Origin of the sequence: Alkalihalophilus pseudofirmus OF4, from assembly GCF_000005825.2 — a bacterium.
GTDB lineage: Bacteria > Bacillota > Bacilli > Bacillales > Bacillaceae_D > Alkalihalophilus > Alkalihalophilus pseudofirmus.
The window spans coordinates 945,822-965,987 of the sequence record NC_013791.2 but is presented as its reverse complement, the minus strand read 5'-3'; the positions used below and the strand labels follow the sequence as shown (position 1 = coordinate 965,987).

Sequence of the window (20,166 nt, the reverse complement as noted above, 5' to 3'; positions counted from 1 at the left end):
ACTATTCACCCTTTCTTCACAGATTCTTGGCTGTTTAATACTTGTGCAATATGCATCACTTTGACCGGCTTTCCATTGCGCTCTATCCGTCCGCCAATATTCATCAAGCACCCGCAATCTGCCCCAATTAATAACTCCGCCTTCGTTTCTTCAATATGACGAACCTTTTCATCGACCATTTGTTCAGATATAGGTGACATCTTCACTGCAAATGTTCCCCCAAACCCGCAGCATGCCTCGCGGTTAGGCAAGGTCTGCAGATTCAAGCCTTCTACTTGATCAAGGAGTTTAAAAGGAGCTTCTTTCTCCCCAAGCAGGCGTGTCATGTGACAAGATGTATGATAGGTTGCATTCGCATGTAAGCTGGCATTCACCTTTTCAACTTTAAGCACATGAACAAGAAATTGCGTAAACTCGTAGGTTTTTTTCGCCAAATCCTCTGCTCGCACCTGCCATTCTGGCTCATCTTTTAATAAATCATGGTATTCATAAATCATCGATGCACATGAACCTGAGGGCATCACTACATAATCAGAATGAGCAAATGTCTCAATCATATGCTTAGCCACTTTCTTTGTGTCTTTATGATAGCCGCTGTTAAATGCCGGCTGCCCGCAACAAGTCTGCTTTTCTGGAAAATCCACTTCGCATCCTAATCTCTCTAATACTTCAACCGTGTCTTTCCCCACTCCTGGATAAAATACATCGGCCAAACAGGTAATAAATAATGAAACTTTCATATAAATCAACCTCCGAACTTTTGCTGCCTGTGATCTTCTGTTGTCTTTTCCTTACGATTCTCTTTTATAATGATGGATACGATCGTGATAACAACGACTGCTGCCATGAATGTTCCGATATTTAAGCCAATACCATTTATAGCTATATACCCAACAGCGCCTGCAAAGAAGACATAATAGAAGGTAGGTATTAACATTTTTCGTATAAGCGTTCCTTCTCGCCCGACAAGACCTGCTGTAGCTGATGCTGCAACTACATTATGAACACAAATCATATTTCCTGCCGCTCCGCCAACGGCTTGTAGAGCGACAATTGTTGCCGGATTAATGCCAACATTTTCAGCTGTACCGAACTGAAACATCGCAAACATCATATTACTAATCGTGTTGCTTCCTGCCACAAATGCTCCTAATGCCCCAACGGCTGGTGCAACAAGCGGCCAATTTTGTCCCATTAATGCCGAGACACCCTCAGCTAATACTAGCGGCATACTCGTATACCCAGTTGTGTTAACTCCGGAATTAATAAATACTTGCACCATTGGCACAGCAAACAGCAAGGCCGGCGCTGCTCCAATAATCATTTTTGTTGAATTTTTCACTGCCGTTCCATACGTTGTCTGATTCATGCTGTATAAGATATAGCCTAATAGGGACATCAATACCATAATAAAACCTGGCAAGAAAAACGGCGTACTCTCAATAGCAATCTGTGTTCCAAATACCGATTCAATATGAATTTTGGCAAGCTTCAGCCAATCGCCAAACGGAAGGACATTTAATCGCGTAATGACGAGTAACACTCCCATTAAAATATACGGCAGCCATGCCTTTAACGGACTAATGGTCGTTTTTGATAAAGTTGTAGCTGACAGTGTTCCTGTCCATTCCGGATCCCATTTAGATGAATGTTCAAAATCCCATTTAGTTTTAGGTATAAACCAACCCTTTTTTGCAGCTGGTACAACAATCGCAAGACCAATTAACCCCCCGAATAATGATGGAAATTCAGGTCCAAGAAAATTAGCAACTAGTGCATATGGAATGGTAAAAGCAAGGCCTGCAAATAGAGCAAATTTCCATACTTCCATACCTGCCTTCAGCGACTTTTTAGGTCCAAAGAATAACGTCAGCATCGTGACCATAATTAATGGAATAAACAGCCCTACAATCCCATGAAATATAGCTACTTGACCGCCAATCATTCGAATATACTCTTCAAAACTCATACCAAGACTTGCTGCAGCCTGAACTACATTATCTGACCCGGTTAACCCAGACTGCACACCTATTAAGATTGGTGTTCCAACAGCCCCGTAAGATACCGGAGTAGATTGAATAATCAAGGCTACCATGACGGCTGCCATTGCCGGAAAGCCAATTGCAACTAGCAAAGGTGCTAGTACGGCAGCCGGTGTCCCCCAGCCGGAAGCGCCTTCAATAAAGGATCCAAACAACCAGCAAATAATAATGGCCTGCACCCGCCGGTCGGGGGAGATATCAATAAACCCTTGACGAATCGTTTGAATCGCTCCACTTTCTTTAAGGGTATTCAGCATGAGTACGGCACCAAAGACGATAAATAGCACCTCAAGTGCCGTCACCACACCTTTTGTACTGGCTGCTGCAATTTGTGCAGCCGGCACTTCCCAAACAAATAACGCCATTAGTACGGTAACCACAAAAGCTATTGGCATAGCATGCTTAGCCGGCCACCTAAAAATAACAAGAAACAAAAAAACCGTCAGTATTGGTATTAATGCAAATAACGATAAAATCCCTAAACTCATTCATGCCCCTCCCTTTATACCACAAATTGATCATACGGTCATCTGATGACCTTATATGTAAGTGCTTTCAATATAGCTGAAATGTTAAGAATTTTCAATAGTTGTTGGGGAATTTATTTTTTGGAATTATTTAGGTGGTCGATTTAAGCGTTTCCGTCCTTCCTGGCGCTTGCATGAAAAATAAAAAACGAAAGAAGAGAGGAATTCTTTCGTTTTTCTTCATTGCATTAAATTAGGAAGGAAGGTAATAATTTGCGGGAAGATAATAAAGAGAATTGTTATTAGGATCATAGATATTAACATAGGAATGACACTTTTAAAAATTTGTTCGAGTGGAATTGTCTTATCTATTCCATGAATAATGTAGCAAAGGACACCCAAAGGAGGTGTTAACAAGCCAATATTGATCATCATTACCATCATTACAGCAAACCAAACACCATCAAACCCTAGGCTAATAATTAGAGGATAAACAATCGGCAGAGTTAAGACTTGAATAGCAATCCCTTCCAAAAACAAGCCTAGTATTAAATAGAGACCTAGAATCATAGCCAACACTACATAGGGTGAAACATCTAATCCTGCCACTAGGGATGAGAGAGTCGATGGAATTTTCGTAATTGCTAAGAAGCTACCAAACAAACTTGCTCCAATTAAAATAATAAAAATCATTGCGGTCAGTCTAGCACTCTCATCAAATGCCTCTTTCATTTTTTTCCAGTTCAACCTTTTAGTTAAAACTGTGTATATAAAGGCTGAAAATGCACCTACACCAGCCGCTTCTGTCGGAGTAAATATACCAAAGTAAATTCCCCCAACGCTAATGAAGAAAATCAAAAAAAACGGCCATATAGGTATGAGTGATTTAAGCTGATCTCTCATAGAAGCCTTTGCTAAAGACCTTGGGGCAAGTAATGGATTCTTACGTACTTGAAAATAAATTGTTAAAATAAAAACAATCATACAAAGAATCCCAGGAACCAGGCCGGCAATTAATAATGGACCAATTGGCTCCATTGTTAGAACGCCATATAAAATGAGTGCCACACTTGGTGGTATTAATATCCCTAATGTTCCTCCTGCTGCTACACTGGAGGCAGCAAGACCCGGGTTATAACCATAACGCTTCATCTCAGGTAAAGTAACTCTAGCCACCGTTGCGGTTGTTGCATTTGCAGAACCAGAAATAGCAGAAAAGATGGCACTGGCCCCTATCGTAGCCATAGCAAGACCGCCCCGAACATGACCGAACCATCGATCAACCCCGTCAAATAAATCTTTTCCTAAACCGCTATAGGATAAGATCATTCCCATTAAAATAAATAAGGGCATGACACTTAACACATAAGAACTTGCTACATTAAAGGTTTGCATTCCCAGCTGAGCTAGACCGACATCCCACCTTGTTAAATAGGAATATCCAGTAAAACCAATTAATAATAATGATAAGCCGACAGGTGCACGAAGCAAGATTAGAACTAATAAGATCCCTATTCCAATTACTCCAACGATCTCATTACTCATGTCTTTTCACCGCCTCGTTCACTGATTTTAACAGCTCTAATAGTAAGGCCAAGGCAAAAAAGAAGAGACCGATACTGGCCATCGTAGCAATGATATAAATGGGGATTCCTAAGTCGGCTGTCTTATCATTTCCATTAAATAATCTTACAGCTTGTTGTACGACTTGCCATGTAGTCACACTTACTAGTGTTAAAAATATTAAATGAGTAATGATGTCGGCCGCTGCCTGGGCTCTTTTAGGCCATTTATCTACTAAAAAGCTTACAGTTATATGGCCTTTTTTTAATTGGGTATAACCAAGACTATAGAAGATCAATAAAGCCAAACCAAAGCCAGTTAACTCAAAAGCACCGTAAAGGGGCTTTGAGAACATTCGCCCCGATACGTCTATAAAGGTAATCAGCATCATAAGAAAAAGGACCAACATGGCAACACGATGAGCAATTGCATTTAGAGGATGTACGACTCTTTCTAAACCATGAATGACCTTGCTAAACAATTTAAGTCCTCCTCTATTCGTATTGATCACTTAAACGCATAGCTTCTTCATACACTTGTAAACCAGGAAGCCCATCGCCATCCATTTCTTGAACCCACGCTTCATGAATTGGATCGAGAGCTTCTTTAAATTCTGCTTTCACATCTTCACTTAATTCTGTAACTTCAACTCCGGAATCAAGTGCTGCTTTCTTTCCTAGTTCAGCATCCTCTGAATATACTGCTGCTGCTAAGTCTCTGTATTTATCCAGTAAACCGTTAATCGCCTCTTGATCAGCTTCAGATAAACTTTCCCAAGCCTGCTTATTCATCGTAATAGCAAAGTTTGTTGTATAAAAGTCACCTTCTGTAATATATCCGGTTACTTCATTCAATTTAAAATTTGCTACTGCAGAATATGGTCCAAGACGACCGTCAACAATTCCTCTTTGCATAGCTTCATATACTTCATTCATTGGCATAAACACCGGAATAGCTCCCCAAGCCTCAACCACTGCATTCGATGCAGGAGATGGTGTTGATATTTTCAGGCCGCGTAAGTCTTCAACAGTCTTAATTTCTTTATTGGTCGTTAAGATCTGATCGTTATCAATTCCAAACAACCACAGTACTTTATTTTCTTTATATTCTTCTTGAATCTCAGGAAACTCGTTATAAAGATCCCAGAGAATACTTGTAGCTTTTTCAGCATTCTCAGCAACAAATGGCAACTCAACCACTGAACTAAGTGGGAACTTCCCTGGTGTATAACCTTGAATAGCATACGTAATATCTGCAACTCCTGTAGTCGCCATATCATATTGAGCAGTTGGTGCTCCTAAAGCCGCACCTGGATAAATGGAAGCTGTAACACGCCCCTCTGTTAACTCAGCGACTTCTTCGCTAAATGGTTCAAATACTTTTGTATGTTGACCGTGCTGCGGAGAAACAAAGTGTGAAATGCGCAGTTCTACTGAATTACCAGCAGAAGGGGCCGCTTCTCCATCTGTTTCTTCTACTTCTGCACCTGTGTCTGCTTCAACCTCATTAGTGACCGTTTCATTTGAGCACCCAACAACCATGAGCATAAATGTGACTAGAAGCAATGTGATAAAACACTTACCAATTGAAATTGATTTCACTTTCACCATCCTGACACCCCTTAATATTTTTTTATTTCAGCCTGCCCCTCCATTAACTTGTGAGAAGCAAGGTTGATTTGACGAACAGAAATGAATCCGCTTTCATATTACCTGGAAGACAACTTCTTTATTAGTACATTTATACTAATTTAGCTTTGTTGTTAATACAATCCCTTCGTTCCTCTATAGAGAACGTTATCAAAGAAATCTAATAAATCTGAAAAATGTGTTTTTTACAGACAAAAAAACGACTGCTGCGATGGCGCAATCGTTTTTAAAATACAAATGATTATATACTTCCTTGTAATTTTTCCTCATTTTTAAAAGTCATAACGGCATTCCCGCTTCCCGATGACTGAGCATAACTTAAAAAAGCTGGCTTGAACTTACCTTTTAACGCCCCTAGCATCATTGCTAAATGACGTCCCCCTCCCTCAACTCCTGCAACTTTCGCATACTGAGGGAGCATTTCTTTTGCAAGGTCCATATCTCGATTCATCACATAGTCGATAAACTGCTTATCTAGAGCCTGCTCAGATACAGTAGGCATATGATGACGTCCTCGTACCAAGTTATGAGCAAGAGCTCCACTAAACACAAACACATAGCGTTTATCCGATTGATTTAATGTCTCTCCTATTACTTCGCCCCATTTATAGGTTTCATCGAGACCTGCAGCCATTGTTATCGATAAGTTCACTACAGGAATATCTCTATTAGGTACGAGATATCGGAGCGGTACTACTGTACCATAATCCCACACATATGTAGGATCGTTAACCGCAATAACTGGAAGACGAGCTTGTTTTCCAGCTAAGACTAAGGCTTCACCAAGTTCTTGATCCCCTGGATATTCATAGGCCACATCAGAAATAATATCAGGGCATTCAAAAGCGGTCAGGATGCCTTGATGTTGTGGTGATACATCCACATAGTGATGAAACGTAGACTGCCAATGACAGGAAACAATTACAACAGCATCAGGCTTCAGCTCTTTAATCTGACCCGAAATATCGTCTAATTTCTTTACAATATCCCATTGGAACTCAGGTACATTTTCTCTATGACAAATACTAGGAACATGAGCAGCTAAAACACCTAACTCTATCGTCATCCGAATACCTCCTTTTCACTAATTCAGTAGTTGACCACTATCTAGCGGCATTTCTCTTTTCAGCTGATTCTCCAGCAATACCCCAGTGAGATTTAGGGATCTCTGTAACTAGTACTCTAACTGTTTCTTTTGGCACTTCAAGAGTATTCGCGACCGTCTCCGTGACATCCGCTATAACTTGTTCTACTTTTTCCTTAGGTCTACCTTCCATCATATTTACATTTATAATTGGCATAAATGGCTCCTTTATTAACTTATTCTCCTACCGAAAAATGGACTTCACCTAGGCCATCAAGTTTAGCTGATACGTAATCGCCATATGAAAGGTGAACCGCCCCCGTGATTCCGCCTGTTAAAATCACTTGACCAGCCGTTAGCTTTTCCCCTTTACGGTGAAGCATGTTTGCAAGCATCGCAACTGAATTAGCTGGATGACCTAATACAGCAGCCCCCGCTCCTAAATCTTTGATCTCACCATTGATAGATAAAACTGTCCCGATAAGTTCAAGATCAAGCTCTTCTGGTTTACGAACCGTATTTCCAAAAACAACCTTTGAAGAAGAAGCATTGTCGGCAATAACATCAGGCAGAGTAAAGTTAAAGTTCTCATAACGACTATCAATAATTTCAAGCGCTGGGCAAACATACTCTGTTGCAGCTAATACTTGTGCACCCGATATAGATGGCCCTTCAATATCTTTTCCTAAAATAAAAGCAACTTCAGCCTCTACTTTGGGATGAATAAAGTCAGAAAGAGATATCGTGCCACCATCTGGAACAACCATATTATCAAAGATATAACCGTAAATAGGCTCTTCTACATTCATTTGCTTCATCTTAGCCAGACTAGTTAATCCCATTTTAGGACCAACGATAGAGTGACCTTCCTTTAACTTTAGCTTCACTAGTTCTTCTTGAATTAAATAAGCATCTTCTACATTAAGGTTAGGGACTTTATCAGACGTAATTCTGACAACATCTTTTCTCTCTAATTCAGCATCTAATAAAAACCTGGCTATCTCTTTATTCGAAATCGTGCTCATATGCTCCCCCTATCAAACCTTAAGGCTTTTTTGTTTATTAGCAATTTCTGCTGCTACATCTAAAATCATATCCTCTTGACCGCCAACGACTTTTCTTTTCCCGAGTTCAATTAAAATATCACGAGCATCAAGGTGAAAATGCTTAGCTGCTCTTTGGGCGTGTAATAAAAAGCTAGAATAGACCCCTGCATACCCCATCACTAGACTGTCTCTAGTAATTTCTTGGGGCTTTGGCAAGATTGGGGCTACAATATTTTCTGCTAAATCCATCATCTCATATAAATCAATACCAGTATTTATTCCCATGCGATCGAGTATAGCCACCAACACTTCAGTTTGCGTATTACCAGCACCAGCGCCTAAACATCTCACACTACCATCAATTCGTGTGGCCCCTTCTTCAATTGCTACTAGCGTATTAGCCATAGCAAGCGACAAATTATTATGGGCATGAAAGCCAATATTAATAGAAAGACTTTGTCTAAGAGCTTTAATACGTTCACGAACCTCGTTTGGTAAAAAGGCACCAGCTGAATCAACCACATACACCGTATCAGCGCCATAGCTTTCCATTAGTTTTGCTTGCTCAACTAATTTGTTAACAGGCGCCATATGTGACATCATTAAAAAGCCAACAGTCTCCAAGCCTAATTCTTTTGCCAGTTGAATATGTTGAGGAGAAACATCTGCTTCTGTGACATGTGTTGCAACCCGCGCCATTTTTGCACCAAGCTCAGCTGCTTCTTTTAATTCATTTTTTGTACCGATTCCTGGTATTAATAAAACGGCTATTTTAGTATCAGTACAAACTGAAGCAGCAGCTTCAATTAAACTCATTTCATTTGTTCTAGAGCGTCCGTATTGCTCAGAAGAACCGCCTAAGCCGTCTCCGTGTGCCACTTCAATATATGGAACCCCTGCTTGATCGAGTGAACGCGCTACACTCATTACTTGTTCAACCGTATATTGGTGACCGATCGCATGGCTTCCATCACGCAAGGCAACTTCTGTTATATAGAGATCTCGATTCTTTGCCATCTTACCCTTTCCCTTCTATAATAAGAGTTCTTTCATAAGACGATTTAATAGATTACAGTACCAAGGATCATTTTATAGAACAGCGGAATTATTAAGTTTATTCAAAGCAAGTTCTTCAGCCACTTTTACAGCTGCTGCAGTCATAATATCTAAGTTCCCAGAGTATTCAGGTAAATAATCACCTGCTCCTTCTACCTCTAAAAAGATTGTTACTCGATTTCCCTCAAATATCGGCTCAGACCTCAAACGGTAACCTGGCACATATGATTGGACACTTGTAACCATTTGATTAACAGATTCCTTTATTTTCTCTTTATTGAGCTTGCCTTCTTCAACAACCGCATATACCGTATCTCTCATTAAAATCGGAGGCTCTGCTGGATTTAAAATAATAATAGCCTTCCCTTGTTTAGCCCCTCCAATTTCTTCAATCCCTCGCTTAGTCGTTTGGGTAAATTCATCAATGTTAGCTCTTGTTCCCGGCCCCGCACTTTTACTAGAGATCGTAGCTACAATTTCAGCATACTCAACTGGCGAGATTCGATTTACAGCATGAACCATCGGAATTGTTGCCTGACCTCCGCATGTAATTAGATTAATATTCGGCACATCTAAATTTGAATCTAAATTAACTGGGGGAACAACAAATGGCCCGCGTGCAGCCGGTGTTAAGTCTAGTACTTGTTTGCCTGCTTCTTTTAATAATTTGGCATGTCGAACGTGAGCTTTGGCTGATGTCGCATCAAAAAAGATATCAGCCATCTCCCCATTAGATTGCAAGAAATCTTCTAAACCGTGCGTAAAGGTTTGGTAACCGCGTTCAATCGCACGAAAAACACCATCTGATTCAGGATCAATTCCAATCAATGCTTTTAATTCTAATGTGTCTGAGCGTTCTAATTTCAACATTAAATCTGTTCCTATATTACCGGTCCCTATAATCGCTACATTTATTTTACTCATATGAATCTCCTTTACTGTTAATTAGGAAGAGAAGCTTATTGAAACTTCACCTAAATGGGCTAATTTAGCTGTAAAAGTATCTCCTGGTTCCGCATTTACAGCTGCGGATAATGCTCCAGATAAAATCACTTCTCCAGCTTTTAAAGAAATATCATATTCACTTAATTTATTCGCCAGCCAAGCTACACAATTTGCCGGATGACCCATGACAGCAGCTCCTACTCCCGTATTAACGATTTCACCATTTTTCATTAACACCATACCAAGCTGTGAAAGGTCTACTTGATCGAGAGTAACTGGTTTACCGCCTAAAACGTATTGTCCGCATGAGGCATTATCCGCAATTGTATCTTGTAATTTAATCTTCCAATCTTTCACTCTGCTATCAACAATTTCTAAGGCGGGGAGTACATAATCAGTAGCTAGAACTACATCAAGAGCAGTGACGTTAGGTCCTTTAAGGTCTTCTTTTAAAATAAAAGCAATTTCACCCTCAACTTTTGGCTGCATTACTTTCCCAAATGAAAGCTCGCCCCCATTCTCTACAACCATCTCATTTAAGAGATGGCCGTAATCAGGCTCATCTACCCCTAATAGCTTTTGCATCGCCACTGATGTCAGGCCAATTTTTTTACCAACAATCGTCTGCCCATTTTCTGTTTTTTGTTTGATAATCTCTAATTGAACAGCATAAGCATCTTCTGTTGAAAATGATGGGTTCTGCTCGGTTAAGGCAGCAATCCCTGCTCTATTTTTCTCAGCTTGAAGCAATTGGTTAGCATATTCGACTGTTGAACTCATCAAGAAGCCTCCTTAAAGTTTGATACATATATTTTTTAATTCACTGTAAAACTCAAAACTATGCATGCCGCCTTCACGGCCGATCCCACTTTGCTTCATTCCGCCAAATGGTGTACGCAAGTCTCTTAAAAACCATGTATTAACCCAAATAATACCCGCCTCAATTTCATTTGCTACTCTGTGAGCCCGTCGCAAGTCATTCGTCCAAATGGAAGCACTTAATCCGTAATGAGATTCATTCACTTGTGCAACAACTTCATCTTCAAGATCAAATGGGATAACTGTTACAACAGGACCAAAGATTTCTTCCCGTACACACCTAGTATTACGGTCAAGACCTGTGATGATCGTTGGTTGAATGAAATACCCTTTATCAAATCCTTCAGGTCTTCCTCCACCAATTTCTATTTTTCCGCCTTCTTCACGGGCAAGATCTAAATAGCTAAGAACACGTTCATAATGTTCTTTTCCGATCATTGCACCCACTTTTGTTTTTTCATCAAAAGGATCACCGATTACCAATTCCTTCGTTTTTGCCACAAATTTCTCTACAAATTCATCGTAAGCCGGTCTTTCCACATAAATTCTTGATCCACATAAACACACTTGACCTTGATTAATAAAGCTAGATTTAATTGTTGTTTCTAACACTTCATCTAGATCTGAATCTGCAAAAATTATATTGGGATTTTTCCCGCCAAGTTCATATGAAAGCTTCTTAAGAGAATTGGCAGCCGCTTTCATAATTGCTGTTCCAGTGGACGTTTCACCAGTAAATGTAATTGCATCTACATCAGGATGTTCAGTTAGTGCAGCACCTGCGGAATCCGGTCCAAATCCATGTACTACATTCACCACACCGTCTGGAACTCCTGCCTCTTTACAAATTTCCGCTAGAATCGTAGCCGTCATAGGTGTCCACTCAGCTGGCTTCATTACCGCTGTATTTCCTGCAGCAAGACATGGTGCAAGTTTCCAAGTTAATAATAATAAAGGAAGATTCCATGGATTGATCAGCCCTACAACTCCAACTGGCTTACGAACAGAATAGTTAATAGCAAGGTCATCATGCTGATATGCTTCTGTCCCCATTGTCGTCATGTAATCTGCAAAGAAATGAAAATTATAAGCTGCACGAGGAATATCTATTGAGCTTGATAACCAAATGGGCTTTCCTGTATCTAATGATTCTAGACGTGCAAGTTCATCTTTTCTTTCTAAGATCAGATCCCCTACTTTGCGTAAAATTTGAGAACGTTCAGTCAGAGGCATCGTTTTCCAACGTCCATTCAGCGCTCTTCTTGCTGATGTGACGGCAAGGTTAATTTCTTCTTTTCCACCTTCAGCAACTGTACCTAATACATCCTCAGTCGCAGGGTTTGTATTTGAAAATGTTTTGTTATTAATCGAATCCATGTAGCGACCATTGATAAAGTGCTTGCAATCAATACCAGTAGCAGTAGTAACTGTTTTCATAATATATTCCTCCAGTAAATTAAGATCGTTTTATATTTTAAGCATACTCAGTTTTTGTACCTTATAAAACATCATAGTTCTTTCATATGGAACAATATTAAATTTTTTTATTTAATTTTTTGATTATTCAATTTTATTAAACGTTATGATATAGTGAATTTACATTTTATAAAAGAACTATGTTCCTATATGAAGAACAAAGGAGGTTTTTATGTCAAATACCGCTAAAAAAGACTACACATTATCCTCGGTAAAAAATGCCTTACGAATTTTACGAAGATTTTCTATGGATGAACCCGAACTCAAAATTACCGATCTAGCAAAAGACCTAGAACTTGGTAAAAGTACAGTCAGCCGCCTTATGTCTACTTTAGCTAGTGAAGGGTTTGTGGAGAAGAATCCTGAAAATCAACGCTATCGTTTAGGATTATCAATCCTTTCTCTAGCAAGTGTGTGTACATCTAATTTTGAAATTCATAAAGAGGCTATGCCAGTTCTGAATGATCTTGTAGAAAAAACCGGTGAAACATCTCACCTTTCGATCCTTGATGGCTTAGATGTTATTTATCTACATAAAGTAGAGAGTAAACATCATGTTCGGGCTTTCACACATATCGGAAAACGAAATCCCTCTTATGCGACAAGCTCTGGAAAGATTTTGTTAGCCTACAATGATGTCCATTTTGTAGATAAAATAATTGAAAACGGTTTAGAGCCTTTTACTGAGTACACAATAACGGATCCTCAGAAATTAAAAGAAACACTTGATGAAATCCGTCAATCAGGCTATGCAGTGAGCAGTGAAGAGATTTTTGAAGGGGTTGTCTCTATTGCATCGCCAGTACGCGATTACACTGGAAATGTTATTGCTTCTGTTAATATAGTCGGCCCTATTCAGCGCTTAAATCAGCACACAATCCCTTCCCATATAAAAAAAGTAATTGACGCTGGCAAACAAATATCGGCAAGGTTAGGTTACCGAGGATACTACTAATTAAGGAGTTGATTGTATGCATGATTTTCACACTCATTTCATACCTGAAGATGTATTAACTTGGATAACAGACAATCAGAAAACTGTTAATGCTCAATGGCTTAGGAAGAACCCTGAAAAAGAAGCGTTTTTATCAATTAATGATAAATGGGCCTTCGAATTAAAAAGGGAATTTGTTGATGCTGACCTCTACCTTGCAGAAAAAGAAAAGATTGGTGTTACTCATGCAGTTGTGTCTCCTATACCTCAACTGTTTTTGTACGACTTCTCGGCAGAGTTGACGAGTGAACTTGCAACCGTTTACAATTATTCTCTGGCAAAATGGTGTAAATCCAGTCCTGAAGGTCTCTCTGGCTTAGCTACCGTTTCTCTTAATCATCCTGGACTAGCTGCACAGAACTTACGTGAAGCTATGAATTCAGGTTTGAAAGGGGCTATTATTGGTCCAGGATTGGACGGTAAATTATTGTCTGATCCAAGCTTTGCTCCTTTTTTTGAAGAGGCCAATTATCAAAAAGCCATTCTATTTATTCACCCACTACTCTGTGAAGATCCACGCTTGAAGCAGCGAATGATGCCTAATTTAATCGGTGTTCCTTGGGAAACAACGATCGCTGCAACTGACCTTTTATTAAGTGGTATTCTTGATCAATATGACCAAGTTAAAATTCTCCTAGCACATGGAGGCGGCCTGCTCCCTTATCAAATCGGACGTCTTGATAAAGGGTATGAACAGTGGCCTCTTGTTTCAAATGTACTTAAGAAAAAACCAACTGAATACTTAAAAGACTTTTGGTATGATAGTGTGCTTTGGAACCCTACGGCGCTTGAATATCTAGCAAAAATGGTTGGCGAAGACCGTATTGTTCCAGGATCCGATTACCCTTTCGACTTAAGTGCATGGCCTCCTGAAAGAGCATTTGCTAAGGGAGGTGAATCCCTCCTTAAATAAGAATGAAGGCTACCAAGTACGGTAGCCTTTTTTATGCTTATATTTGCAAGGACCTCTCTTTTTCCCATTCAAAAGGCAGGCCGATATAGTTCTCTGATAAACTGGTAAGTGCTGCCCTTGAAGATGTAACATAATCTAATTCACTTAGCTGAACACTGCGTTCAAATGATGTATGGTTGAAATTAGTATGAAGCATTGTTGTCATCCAATAGGAGAATCGCTGAGCCTTCCAAATACGTCTTAGTGCAACTTCTGAATAATGATTCAACCAATTCATGTCCCCAGATTGGTAAAATGCAGTTATTCCTCTCTTTAAAACTTGAACATCAGCCATGGCCAAGTTTAATCCTTTAGCTCCTGTGGGTGGAACAATATGGGCTGCATCTCCTGCAATAAATAACCTTCCGTATTGCATCGGCTCACAGACAAAACTTCTCATAGAAACAATGTTTTTTTGAATAATAGGACCATCTGGCAGTTCCCACCCATCGGTTTCAACTCGAGCTTTTAACTCTGACCAAATTCGATCATCTGACCAATTTGCTATATCTTCAGTTGGATCTACTTGGAGATAATGACGTTGTATTTCTGGTGTACGCTGACTTATTAATGCAAAACCACGATCATGGTTGGCATAAATCAATTCAGGATTAGCAATAGGCGTTTTTGCAAGTACCCCTAGCCAGCCAAACGGATATATTTGCTTCTTCTCATTTCGAACGGATGCTGGAATCATTTGACGGCTTGGTCCATGATATCCATCACACCCCGCAATAAAATCACAAGCAAGTTCCATTTCTGCTCCATCTTTTAAGAATGTGATTCTTGGGGAATTGGTCTCTACATCATGTAAACCAACATCACTAACACCAAAAATTATTTCTCCTCTCGCTTCTAGTCTTGCAGCTACAAGGTCTTTAATTACTTCGTGCTGCGGGTAGACCATGATGCTTTTTCCACCTGTAAGCTCATGCATATTTACCCGTTGTCTGATTCCGCTATACTGAAGTTCGATCCCATGATGGAGATGACCTTCACGCATCATACGATCTCCTACTCCAGCTTCGTTCATTAAATCAACTGTGCCCTGTTCAAGTACACCAGCACGGATCGTACTTTCAATCTCTTCTCTTGTGCGACACTCTAAAATAACAGACTCAATACCTTCTAAATGTAGTAAGTGTGATAACATTAACCCTGCTGGACCTGCCCCAATAATTCCTACCTGAGTTTTCATATTTTTACACCCCTTTTATTTGTAAACGCTTACTTTTCTTAATTAAAATGTTATTATAAGAATGTTCAGAAAAAAATGTGTTTTTTCTTTTATGTGAAACAAATAATAAAACATCATACATTAGGGTGATTTTTCATGAAAACAAAAAAGTCTCTGCAATCTGTTCATAACGGTCTTATGATTTTGCATCTATTTTCAACTGAAAAGTCCACTTGGGGAGTAACAGAAATATCAGAAGAATTGTCCTTGAGTAAAAGTACCGTTAGCCGTCTTGTAAGTGAGTTGGTAGAGGAAGGTTTTTTAGAAAAAAACGGTAAGAAATATCAATTAGGAGTCTCTGTTCTTTGTTTGAGCGGAGTTATTACATCCCATTCTGATATTTATAGTGAAGCTAAACCAGCACTTGAAACTTTAGCAGCAAAAGTAAACGAAACTGCCCATATTTCAATTTTAGAAGACTCAAACATCACTTATTTACATAAGGTTGAATGTAGCCAGCCTATTGAACTCTTATCTTCTATTGGAAAAACAAACCCAGCAACCTGTACTAGTTCTGGGAAAGTCATTCTTGCTTATCAAAATGATCAAGTGCTTAATAAAATCCTCCATTACGAACTCGTAAAATGCGGTCCAAAGAGCGTAACAGACAAACAAATTTTACTAAATCAGCTTAAAGAGATAAAAAAACAAGGATACGCGATTTGTGTAAATGAAATGTTCGATGAAGTGGTGAGTATAGCAGCCCCTGTCAGAGATTTTACTGGAGAAGTAATTGCAGCTGTGAGTATTGTAGGCCCACTCTATCGGATGAAACAAATTAAGTTTGACGATTACATTAGAGAAGTTAGTCTAGCAAGTAATGAAATTTCTGATAAATTAGGTTTTCTAACTTTTTCATGAGTAGGGGGAGGAATATGAGATATAAGGCTTTAAATAATCATTCTTATTCATCGTTTAGAAACGCTTTACGTTTATTGAATTTATTTAGTTTAGATGAACCAGAACTTAACTTATCAGAGATTGCTGAAAGATTAAACGTAGCGACAAGTACTGCCCACAGACTAGTTCATACTCTAATGAATAATGGCTTCTTAGTTAAAGATCCTATATCAAAATGTTTCAGACCAGCTTCATCTATTCTATCAATGGGCAACCTCTTTCTAGCTAAATATAAACTCTACCAGACAGCCGTCCCTATATTAGAGAACTTAACAGAAACTACTGGAGAAACTGCCCATATCGCCATATTAAAAGGTAATAAGGTCGTTTACCTATATAAAATTGACTCAGAGCACCCCGTTCATCTGCTTTCTCATGCAGGCAGACAAAACCCCATCCATTGCACAAGTTCTGGACAGGTAATTCTTGCGTTTCAAAGTAAAGCTAAAATAGATTGCATCGTTAACCAAGACCTCACACGCTATACAGAATATACGATTACAAATCCCAAGATCCTTAAGCAACAATTATCTACTATAAAAAAACAAGGATATGCAGTCAGTCATGAAGAAATGCATAAAGGCGTAACTTCGATTGCAGCACCTATAAAAAGCGGGCAAGGAATCGTAAATGCTTCAGTAAGTATTGCCGGTCCTACTTCAAGAATAACTCAATTAAAATTGGACTCCCTATGTACATTGGTAAAGAGAGCAGCCAGCACTATAGAAAATCTTTCTTTCAATAAAACTAAAGCATAAATAACATGCTTAGACTGGAGTATCTATGAGTAAAAAATCTCCCCTTTCCTTTAAAACAATCCTTTTTTTAATTGGAATTGTTTTAGTTGCGTTTAACCTCCGTTCATCTATTACAGCTGTCGGTCCTTTAATTGGTGATATTCGAATTGCCACGAATTTGACTAACAGCTCAATAGGAATAATTACTACTCTGCCTTTACTTGCTTTTGCAATCTTCTCAACAATTGCACCTAGAATCGGTTTAAAAATCGGGAATGAGCGCACGGTCTTCATTGCTTTATTTATTCTGACGATAGGTATATTGGTACGTTCTACAGGAATGGTAGCTACTTTATTTATTGGTACAGCATTATTAGGATTAGGTATTGCTATTTGCAATGTGTTAATCCCAGCCATAGTAAAAGATAAGTTTCCATCTAAATTTGGCTTAATGACAGGTCTTTACACAACTTCTATGGGTACACTAGCTGCTCTTGCTTCAGGCTTAAGTATCCCGCTAGCTTATGGATTAAATCTGGGATGGGAAAAGTCGTTAAGTGTGTGGGCTGTCTTGTCAGGGCTAGCGTTACTATTTTGGCTCCCACAGCTTCGAACTCAAAATAAAGCGAAGCCAGTGCCTTATAGCAAACGCTCAATCTGGTCTTCAAAACTAGCTTGGCAGGTCACATTTTTTATGGGATTTCAATCATGTATTTTCTATTGTATTATTGCTTGGGTACCAGATATATTAATCAGTCAAGGAGTTGAAGTAACAACTGCCGGCTGGATGCTAACACTAACGCAGTTAGCAGGACTGCCTGCAACTTTACTAGTCCCAATCTATGCCGGTCGCTTTAGAGACCAACGAGGGTTGGTTGTAGGTATTGCTCTCCTCTATGTATCAGGGTTCATCGGGCTCTATATTGGTGGTGGGATCGGGCTTCTTAGTCTTTCTATTGTACTCATAGGGATAGCTCAAGGGGCCGGTATAAGTCTTGCCTTAACCTTATTCGGCCTAAGATCTGAGAGCGCATATGATGCTGCTAGTTTATCTGGAATGGCTCAATCTGCCGGGTATTTACTAGCTGCTTTAGGACCGATTGGCATGGGATTATTACTAGATCTATTTCTTACTCCTTCTCCAGCTATCTTACTTTTTATTATGCTCTCTGTTGCAATGATGAGTTTTGGTTTATTTGCAGGTCGAAATCAATTTGTATTCCAGCACGCTTCAGAGCAAATGAGAGCCTAGAGAGAGGAAAGATCCTGAATGAATTTATTTCATTCAGGATCTTTTTTATAGAAACATGCTCATATTCATAGTTGTCATGACTGTTTGATCAGGAATAATCGTTCTAGAAATGATTCTCCATTCACCTTCCATTTTAGTGATTACATCATGCCTCTCACCGAACATTTCTTCAATATCTGTTGTTGATCCCCTGCTTCTTTTAAAAAGGAAATAGCTGCGGACGTTATACTCACCCTTTTTTTCACCTTGATGTATAACTACATTGGAAATAAAATGCCGCTGCCTTGTAGCTGGATTTTCTACCCAGGCAGATTTAGTATATAAACGATTTACACGTGTTCGCAAAGAGGCTTTAGTCTCCTCAAAATAAGCAGAATCAGATGATATATTATTTATGTTTACCCCTTCAACTGTTTCTCTTAACGGCATTTTATAAGTCACATCTTCTGCTAAGAGTTCAATCCACTCTTTGTACATACGGTTATCTAAGTAATGCGCTTCTTGGTATAGGAGACTTATAATTTGATCTTTGATATCTAATGGCACTTCTGAATGCTTTTTAATACTCATCGACTTGCCTCCTCTACACGACTTGGCTTAGTCAGTAAATCGAGCCAATGTTCATGCATTCTTCTAGATAGGGCATCACAATATGTCGTCGGGTAAGCAACCCCAGGACCTGTAAAGGTATGATCAACTTCTACATTAGAAAAGCCCATTAAATAATTACTAACATTATTATAATTTAATTCTTTGTTGCGCATCATCGTTGCCCCGCTGACTTCAACAATCCTAGCCCAAGTCTCTGTATCGTCTTGCTCGAGTGTTCCTGTTGGTCCAAATGACCCTAGATAGCCTTTATAAGCATTATCCTTGTATTCTTTGGGAGCATTTTTATCAATCAAGAACCAGCACCATACTTCGACTTTATCTGGCCCAAGCGGTCTCCACACTCTGAAATTAAGATAATTATGCAAATACCCCTCTGTTCCATGAATAGGGCTGACGAAGGAAAGATTAGGGTAAACCCCACCGACAAAAACTGTAACCCGCTCTAGTATATCTCTTTGTTCTGATGATAAATTCCTCTCAAACATCGGCCACATCGATTCAGGCATCCCTTGATACTTTGCCCTAGACCGGCCCGTTTTTGAAGTGATGACATTAATACCATGTGCATTATCCATTACAACTTGATGACCATATCCAGCGTATAACGGATCTTCAGGGCTTATTCCCATTTCTACCGTTGATCTATGGGTGGTTTGAACATGGTATGGATCTGCAGCAAAGTTTTCGGCAGTTGATTTCCAGTTTGCTTTTGCTATCCACCTTTGAGGCAGCCCAATAACTTCCATCCCATCATCACTTCTTCCGAGCATTAAATCAAAATACCATTTCATATCCCCTAAATAATCCTCTAGTGGCTCAGCATGTGGATCTAAACATCCAAATACCATACCGCGGTAACTTGCTACTTGTGGAATCTCACGGAGTCCCCACTCATCTTTACACATCTCTTCACCGTATACTTTATTCCCTGCAACGATACCAACCAATTCTCCATCTAAATTGTAACTCCATCCATGGTAAGGACAGGTAAACGTTTTTTTCTTTCCGCGATCAGCTGTACATAGTTGCGTTCCACGGTGAGTACATGAATTTAGGTAAGCTTTGATCTTCTCTTTTCGATCTTTTACAATTAATACAGGATCGTTAACCATCCACCTCGTTACAAAAGATCCCGCCTCTTTTAACTCAGTTTCATGACATAGAAACTGCCAAGTTTTTCCGAATATTCTCTCTCGCTCAAGTTCATAAATATCTGGGTCTGTAATAACCCATTGCGGCAATAGTCCTTCTTTCATTTTATCTTTTAATTGCTGAACTAGTTTTGAGTCAATTTCCCGTTTAATCATTAAATGTCCTCCTTCAAAAAAATGCACT

The 20,166-nt window shown here is 39.3% G+C and carries 20 protein-coding genes; 5 read left to right on the top strand and 15 right to left on the bottom strand.

The window, feature by feature from the left end:
* Positions 1-5: 5 nt before the first annotated feature.
* The 12 genes from BPOF4_RS04800 to BPOF4_RS04745 form a co-directional block, all read right to left on the bottom strand.
* A complete protein-coding gene (locus tag BPOF4_RS04800) occupies positions 6-740 on the bottom strand; it encodes a (Fe-S)-binding protein (RefSeq protein WP_012957945.1) in 735 nt (244 codons plus the stop codon).
* Between the two features lie 5 nt (positions 741-745).
* Positions 746-2,530 (bottom strand): L-lactate permease, encoded by a 1,785-nt coding sequence (locus tag BPOF4_RS04795; RefSeq protein ID WP_012957944.1) that lies wholly within the window; start codon positions 2,528-2,530, stop codon positions 746-748.
* 219 nt (positions 2,531-2,749) lie between these two features.
* Complete coding sequence (locus tag BPOF4_RS04790; protein WP_012957943.1) at positions 2,750-4,054, bottom strand: TRAP transporter large permease; 1,305 nt, start codon at positions 4,052-4,054, stop codon at positions 2,750-2,752.
* Complete coding sequence (locus BPOF4_RS04785) at positions 4,047-4,553, bottom strand: TRAP transporter small permease (protein WP_012957942.1); 507 nt, start codon at positions 4,551-4,553, stop codon at positions 4,047-4,049. Before BPOF4_RS04785 ends, BPOF4_RS04790 begins: the two co-directional genes overlap by 8 nt.
* Positions 4,554-4,566: 13 nt before the next feature.
* Positions 4,567-5,682: a TRAP transporter substrate-binding protein gene (locus tag BPOF4_RS04780; RefSeq protein WP_012957941.1), complete on the bottom strand. Its 1,116-nt coding sequence runs from the start codon at positions 5,680-5,682 to the stop codon at positions 4,567-4,569.
* A gap of 280 nt (positions 5,683-5,962) precedes the next feature.
* Positions 5,963-6,787 carry a DODA-type extradiol aromatic ring-opening family dioxygenase gene (locus BPOF4_RS04775; RefSeq protein ID WP_012957940.1) on the bottom strand — a complete coding sequence of 275 codons (825 nt, stop codon included), beginning with the start codon at positions 6,785-6,787 and terminating at the stop codon, positions 5,963-5,965.
* 37 nt (positions 6,788-6,824) lie between these two features.
* Positions 6,825-7,022: a 4-oxalocrotonate tautomerase gene (locus tag BPOF4_RS04770; RefSeq protein WP_012957939.1), complete on the bottom strand. Its 198-nt coding sequence runs from the start codon at positions 7,020-7,022 to the stop codon at positions 6,825-6,827.
* Between the two features lie 19 nt (positions 7,023-7,041).
* Positions 7,042-7,830 (bottom strand): 2-keto-4-pentenoate hydratase, encoded by a 789-nt coding sequence (locus BPOF4_RS04765; protein WP_012957938.1) that lies wholly within the window; start codon positions 7,828-7,830, stop codon positions 7,042-7,044.
* Between the two features lie 12 nt (positions 7,831-7,842).
* Positions 7,843-8,868, bottom strand: coding sequence for a 4-hydroxy-2-oxovalerate aldolase (gene dmpG, locus BPOF4_RS04760; protein WP_012957937.1), 1,026 nt, complete (start codon positions 8,866-8,868; stop codon positions 7,843-7,845).
* A 72-nt stretch (positions 8,869-8,940) separates the two neighbouring features.
* Complete coding sequence (locus BPOF4_RS04755; protein ID WP_012957936.1) at positions 8,941-9,831, bottom strand: acetaldehyde dehydrogenase (acetylating); 891 nt, start codon at positions 9,829-9,831, stop codon at positions 8,941-8,943.
* A gap of 21 nt (positions 9,832-9,852) precedes the next feature.
* Positions 9,853-10,632, bottom strand: a complete 780-nt coding sequence (locus tag BPOF4_RS04750) for a 2-keto-4-pentenoate hydratase (RefSeq protein WP_012957935.1) — start codon at positions 10,630-10,632, stop codon at positions 9,853-9,855.
* 12 nt (positions 10,633-10,644) lie between these two features.
* Positions 10,645-12,108, bottom strand: a complete 1,464-nt coding sequence (locus tag BPOF4_RS04745) for an aldehyde dehydrogenase (protein ID WP_012957934.1) — start codon at positions 12,106-12,108, stop codon at positions 10,645-10,647.
* A 211-nt stretch (positions 12,109-12,319) separates the two neighbouring features.
* On the opposite strand from BPOF4_RS04745, the gene BPOF4_RS04740 reads away from it, so the two are divergent.
* Together BPOF4_RS04740 and BPOF4_RS04735 are read left to right on the top strand one after the other, a co-directional pair.
* Complete coding sequence (locus BPOF4_RS04740) at positions 12,320-13,102, top strand: IclR family transcriptional regulator (RefSeq protein WP_012957933.1); 783 nt, start codon at positions 12,320-12,322, stop codon at positions 13,100-13,102.
* A 16-nt stretch (positions 13,103-13,118) separates the two neighbouring features.
* Entirely contained in the window at positions 13,119-14,054 is a 936-nt protein-coding gene (locus BPOF4_RS04735) for an amidohydrolase family protein (protein ID WP_012957932.1), read from the top strand.
* A 37-nt stretch (positions 14,055-14,091) separates the two neighbouring features.
* On the opposite strand, the gene BPOF4_RS04730 is transcribed toward BPOF4_RS04735, so the two are convergent.
* Positions 14,092-15,291, bottom strand: a complete 1,200-nt coding sequence (locus BPOF4_RS04730) for a 4-hydroxybenzoate 3-monooxygenase (RefSeq protein WP_012957931.1) — start codon at positions 15,289-15,291, stop codon at positions 14,092-14,094.
* A 135-nt stretch (positions 15,292-15,426) separates the two neighbouring features.
* Here BPOF4_RS04730 and BPOF4_RS04725 point away from each other — a divergent pair, with 135 nt between their 5' ends.
* Genes BPOF4_RS04725 through BPOF4_RS04715 form a run of 3 tightly spaced genes read left to right on the top strand, consistent with a single transcriptional unit; the run spans position 15,427 to position 18,219 of the window.
* Positions 15,427-16,191 (top strand): IclR family transcriptional regulator, encoded by a 765-nt coding sequence (locus BPOF4_RS04725; RefSeq protein WP_012957930.1) that lies wholly within the window; start codon positions 15,427-15,429, stop codon positions 16,189-16,191.
* A gap of 14 nt (positions 16,192-16,205) precedes the next feature.
* Positions 16,206-16,988 carry an IclR family transcriptional regulator gene (locus BPOF4_RS04720; RefSeq protein ID WP_012957929.1) on the top strand — a complete coding sequence of 261 codons (783 nt, stop codon included), beginning with the start codon at positions 16,206-16,208 and terminating at the stop codon, positions 16,986-16,988.
* 25 nt (positions 16,989-17,013) lie between these two features.
* A complete protein-coding gene (locus BPOF4_RS04715; protein ID WP_012957928.1) occupies positions 17,014-18,219 on the top strand; it encodes a CynX/NimT family MFS transporter in 1,206 nt (401 codons plus the stop codon).
* Positions 18,220-18,264: 45 nt separating this feature from the next.
* Here the strand turns inward: BPOF4_RS04715 and BPOF4_RS04710 are convergent, their stop codons facing one another.
* Positions 18,265-18,789 (bottom strand): aromatic-ring-hydroxylating dioxygenase subunit beta, encoded by a 525-nt coding sequence (locus BPOF4_RS04710; protein WP_012957927.1) that lies wholly within the window; start codon positions 18,787-18,789, stop codon positions 18,265-18,267.
* Entirely contained in the window at positions 18,786-20,138 is a 1,353-nt protein-coding gene (locus tag BPOF4_RS04705; RefSeq protein WP_012957926.1) for an aromatic ring-hydroxylating oxygenase subunit alpha, read from the bottom strand. Before BPOF4_RS04705 ends, BPOF4_RS04710 begins: the two co-directional genes overlap by 4 nt.
* Positions 20,139-20,166: the final 28 nt, after the last annotated feature.

What these genes read in the sequence shown, in the direction of transcription:
- BPOF4_RS04800 (WP_012957945.1), bottom strand. Translation starts at nt 740, where the DNA reads ATGAAAGTTTCATTATTTATTACCTGTTTGGCCGATGTATTTTATCCA.
- BPOF4_RS04795 (WP_012957944.1), bottom strand. Translation starts at nt 2,530, where the DNA reads ATGAGTTTAGGGATTTTATCGTTATTTGCATTAATACCAATACTGACG.
- BPOF4_RS04790 (WP_012957943.1), bottom strand. Translation starts at nt 4,054, where the DNA reads ATGAGTAATGAGATCGTTGGAGTAATTGGAATAGGGATCTTATTAGTT.
- BPOF4_RS04780 (WP_012957941.1), bottom strand. Translation starts at nt 5,682, where the DNA reads ATGGTGAAAGTGAAATCAATTTCAATTGGTAAGTGTTTTATCACATTG.
- BPOF4_RS04775 (WP_012957940.1), bottom strand. Translation starts at nt 6,787, where the DNA reads ATGACGATAGAGTTAGGTGTTTTAGCTGCTCATGTTCCTAGTATTTGT.
- BPOF4_RS04770 (WP_012957939.1), bottom strand. Translation starts at nt 7,022, where the DNA reads ATGCCAATTATAAATGTAAATATGATGGAAGGTAGACCTAAGGAAAAA.
- BPOF4_RS04765 (WP_012957938.1), bottom strand. Translation starts at nt 7,830, where the DNA reads ATGAGCACGATTTCGAATAAAGAGATAGCCAGGTTTTTATTAGATGCT.
- dmpG (WP_012957937.1), bottom strand. Translation starts at nt 8,868, where the DNA reads ATGGCAAAGAATCGAGATCTCTATATAACAGAAGTTGCCTTGCGTGAT.
- BPOF4_RS04755 (WP_012957936.1), bottom strand. Translation starts at nt 9,831, where the DNA reads ATGAGTAAAATAAATGTAGCGATTATAGGGACCGGTAATATAGGAACA.
- BPOF4_RS04750 (WP_012957935.1), bottom strand. Translation starts at nt 10,632, where the DNA reads ATGAGTTCAACAGTCGAATATGCTAACCAATTGCTTCAAGCTGAGAAA.
- BPOF4_RS04745 (WP_012957934.1), bottom strand. Translation starts at nt 12,108, where the DNA reads ATGAAAACAGTTACTACTGCTACTGGTATTGATTGCAAGCACTTTATC.
- BPOF4_RS04740 (WP_012957933.1), top strand. Translation starts at nt 12,320, where the DNA reads ATGTCAAATACCGCTAAAAAAGACTACACATTATCCTCGGTAAAAAAT.
- BPOF4_RS04735 (WP_012957932.1), top strand. Translation starts at nt 13,119, where the DNA reads ATGCATGATTTTCACACTCATTTCATACCTGAAGATGTATTAACTTGG.
- BPOF4_RS04730 (WP_012957931.1), bottom strand. Translation starts at nt 15,291, where the DNA reads ATGAAAACTCAGGTAGGAATTATTGGGGCAGGTCCAGCAGGGTTAATG.
- BPOF4_RS04725 (WP_012957930.1), top strand. Translation starts at nt 15,427, where the DNA reads ATGAAAACAAAAAAGTCTCTGCAATCTGTTCATAACGGTCTTATGATT.
- BPOF4_RS04720 (WP_012957929.1), top strand. Translation starts at nt 16,206, where the DNA reads ATGAGATATAAGGCTTTAAATAATCATTCTTATTCATCGTTTAGAAAC.
- BPOF4_RS04715 (WP_012957928.1), top strand. Translation starts at nt 17,014, where the DNA reads ATGAGTAAAAAATCTCCCCTTTCCTTTAAAACAATCCTTTTTTTAATT.
- BPOF4_RS04710 (WP_012957927.1), bottom strand. Translation starts at nt 18,789, where the DNA reads ATGAGTATTAAAAAGCATTCAGAAGTGCCATTAGATATCAAAGATCAA.
- BPOF4_RS04705 (WP_012957926.1), bottom strand. Translation starts at nt 20,138, where the DNA reads ATGATTAAACGGGAAATTGACTCAAAACTAGTTCAGCAATTAAAAGAT.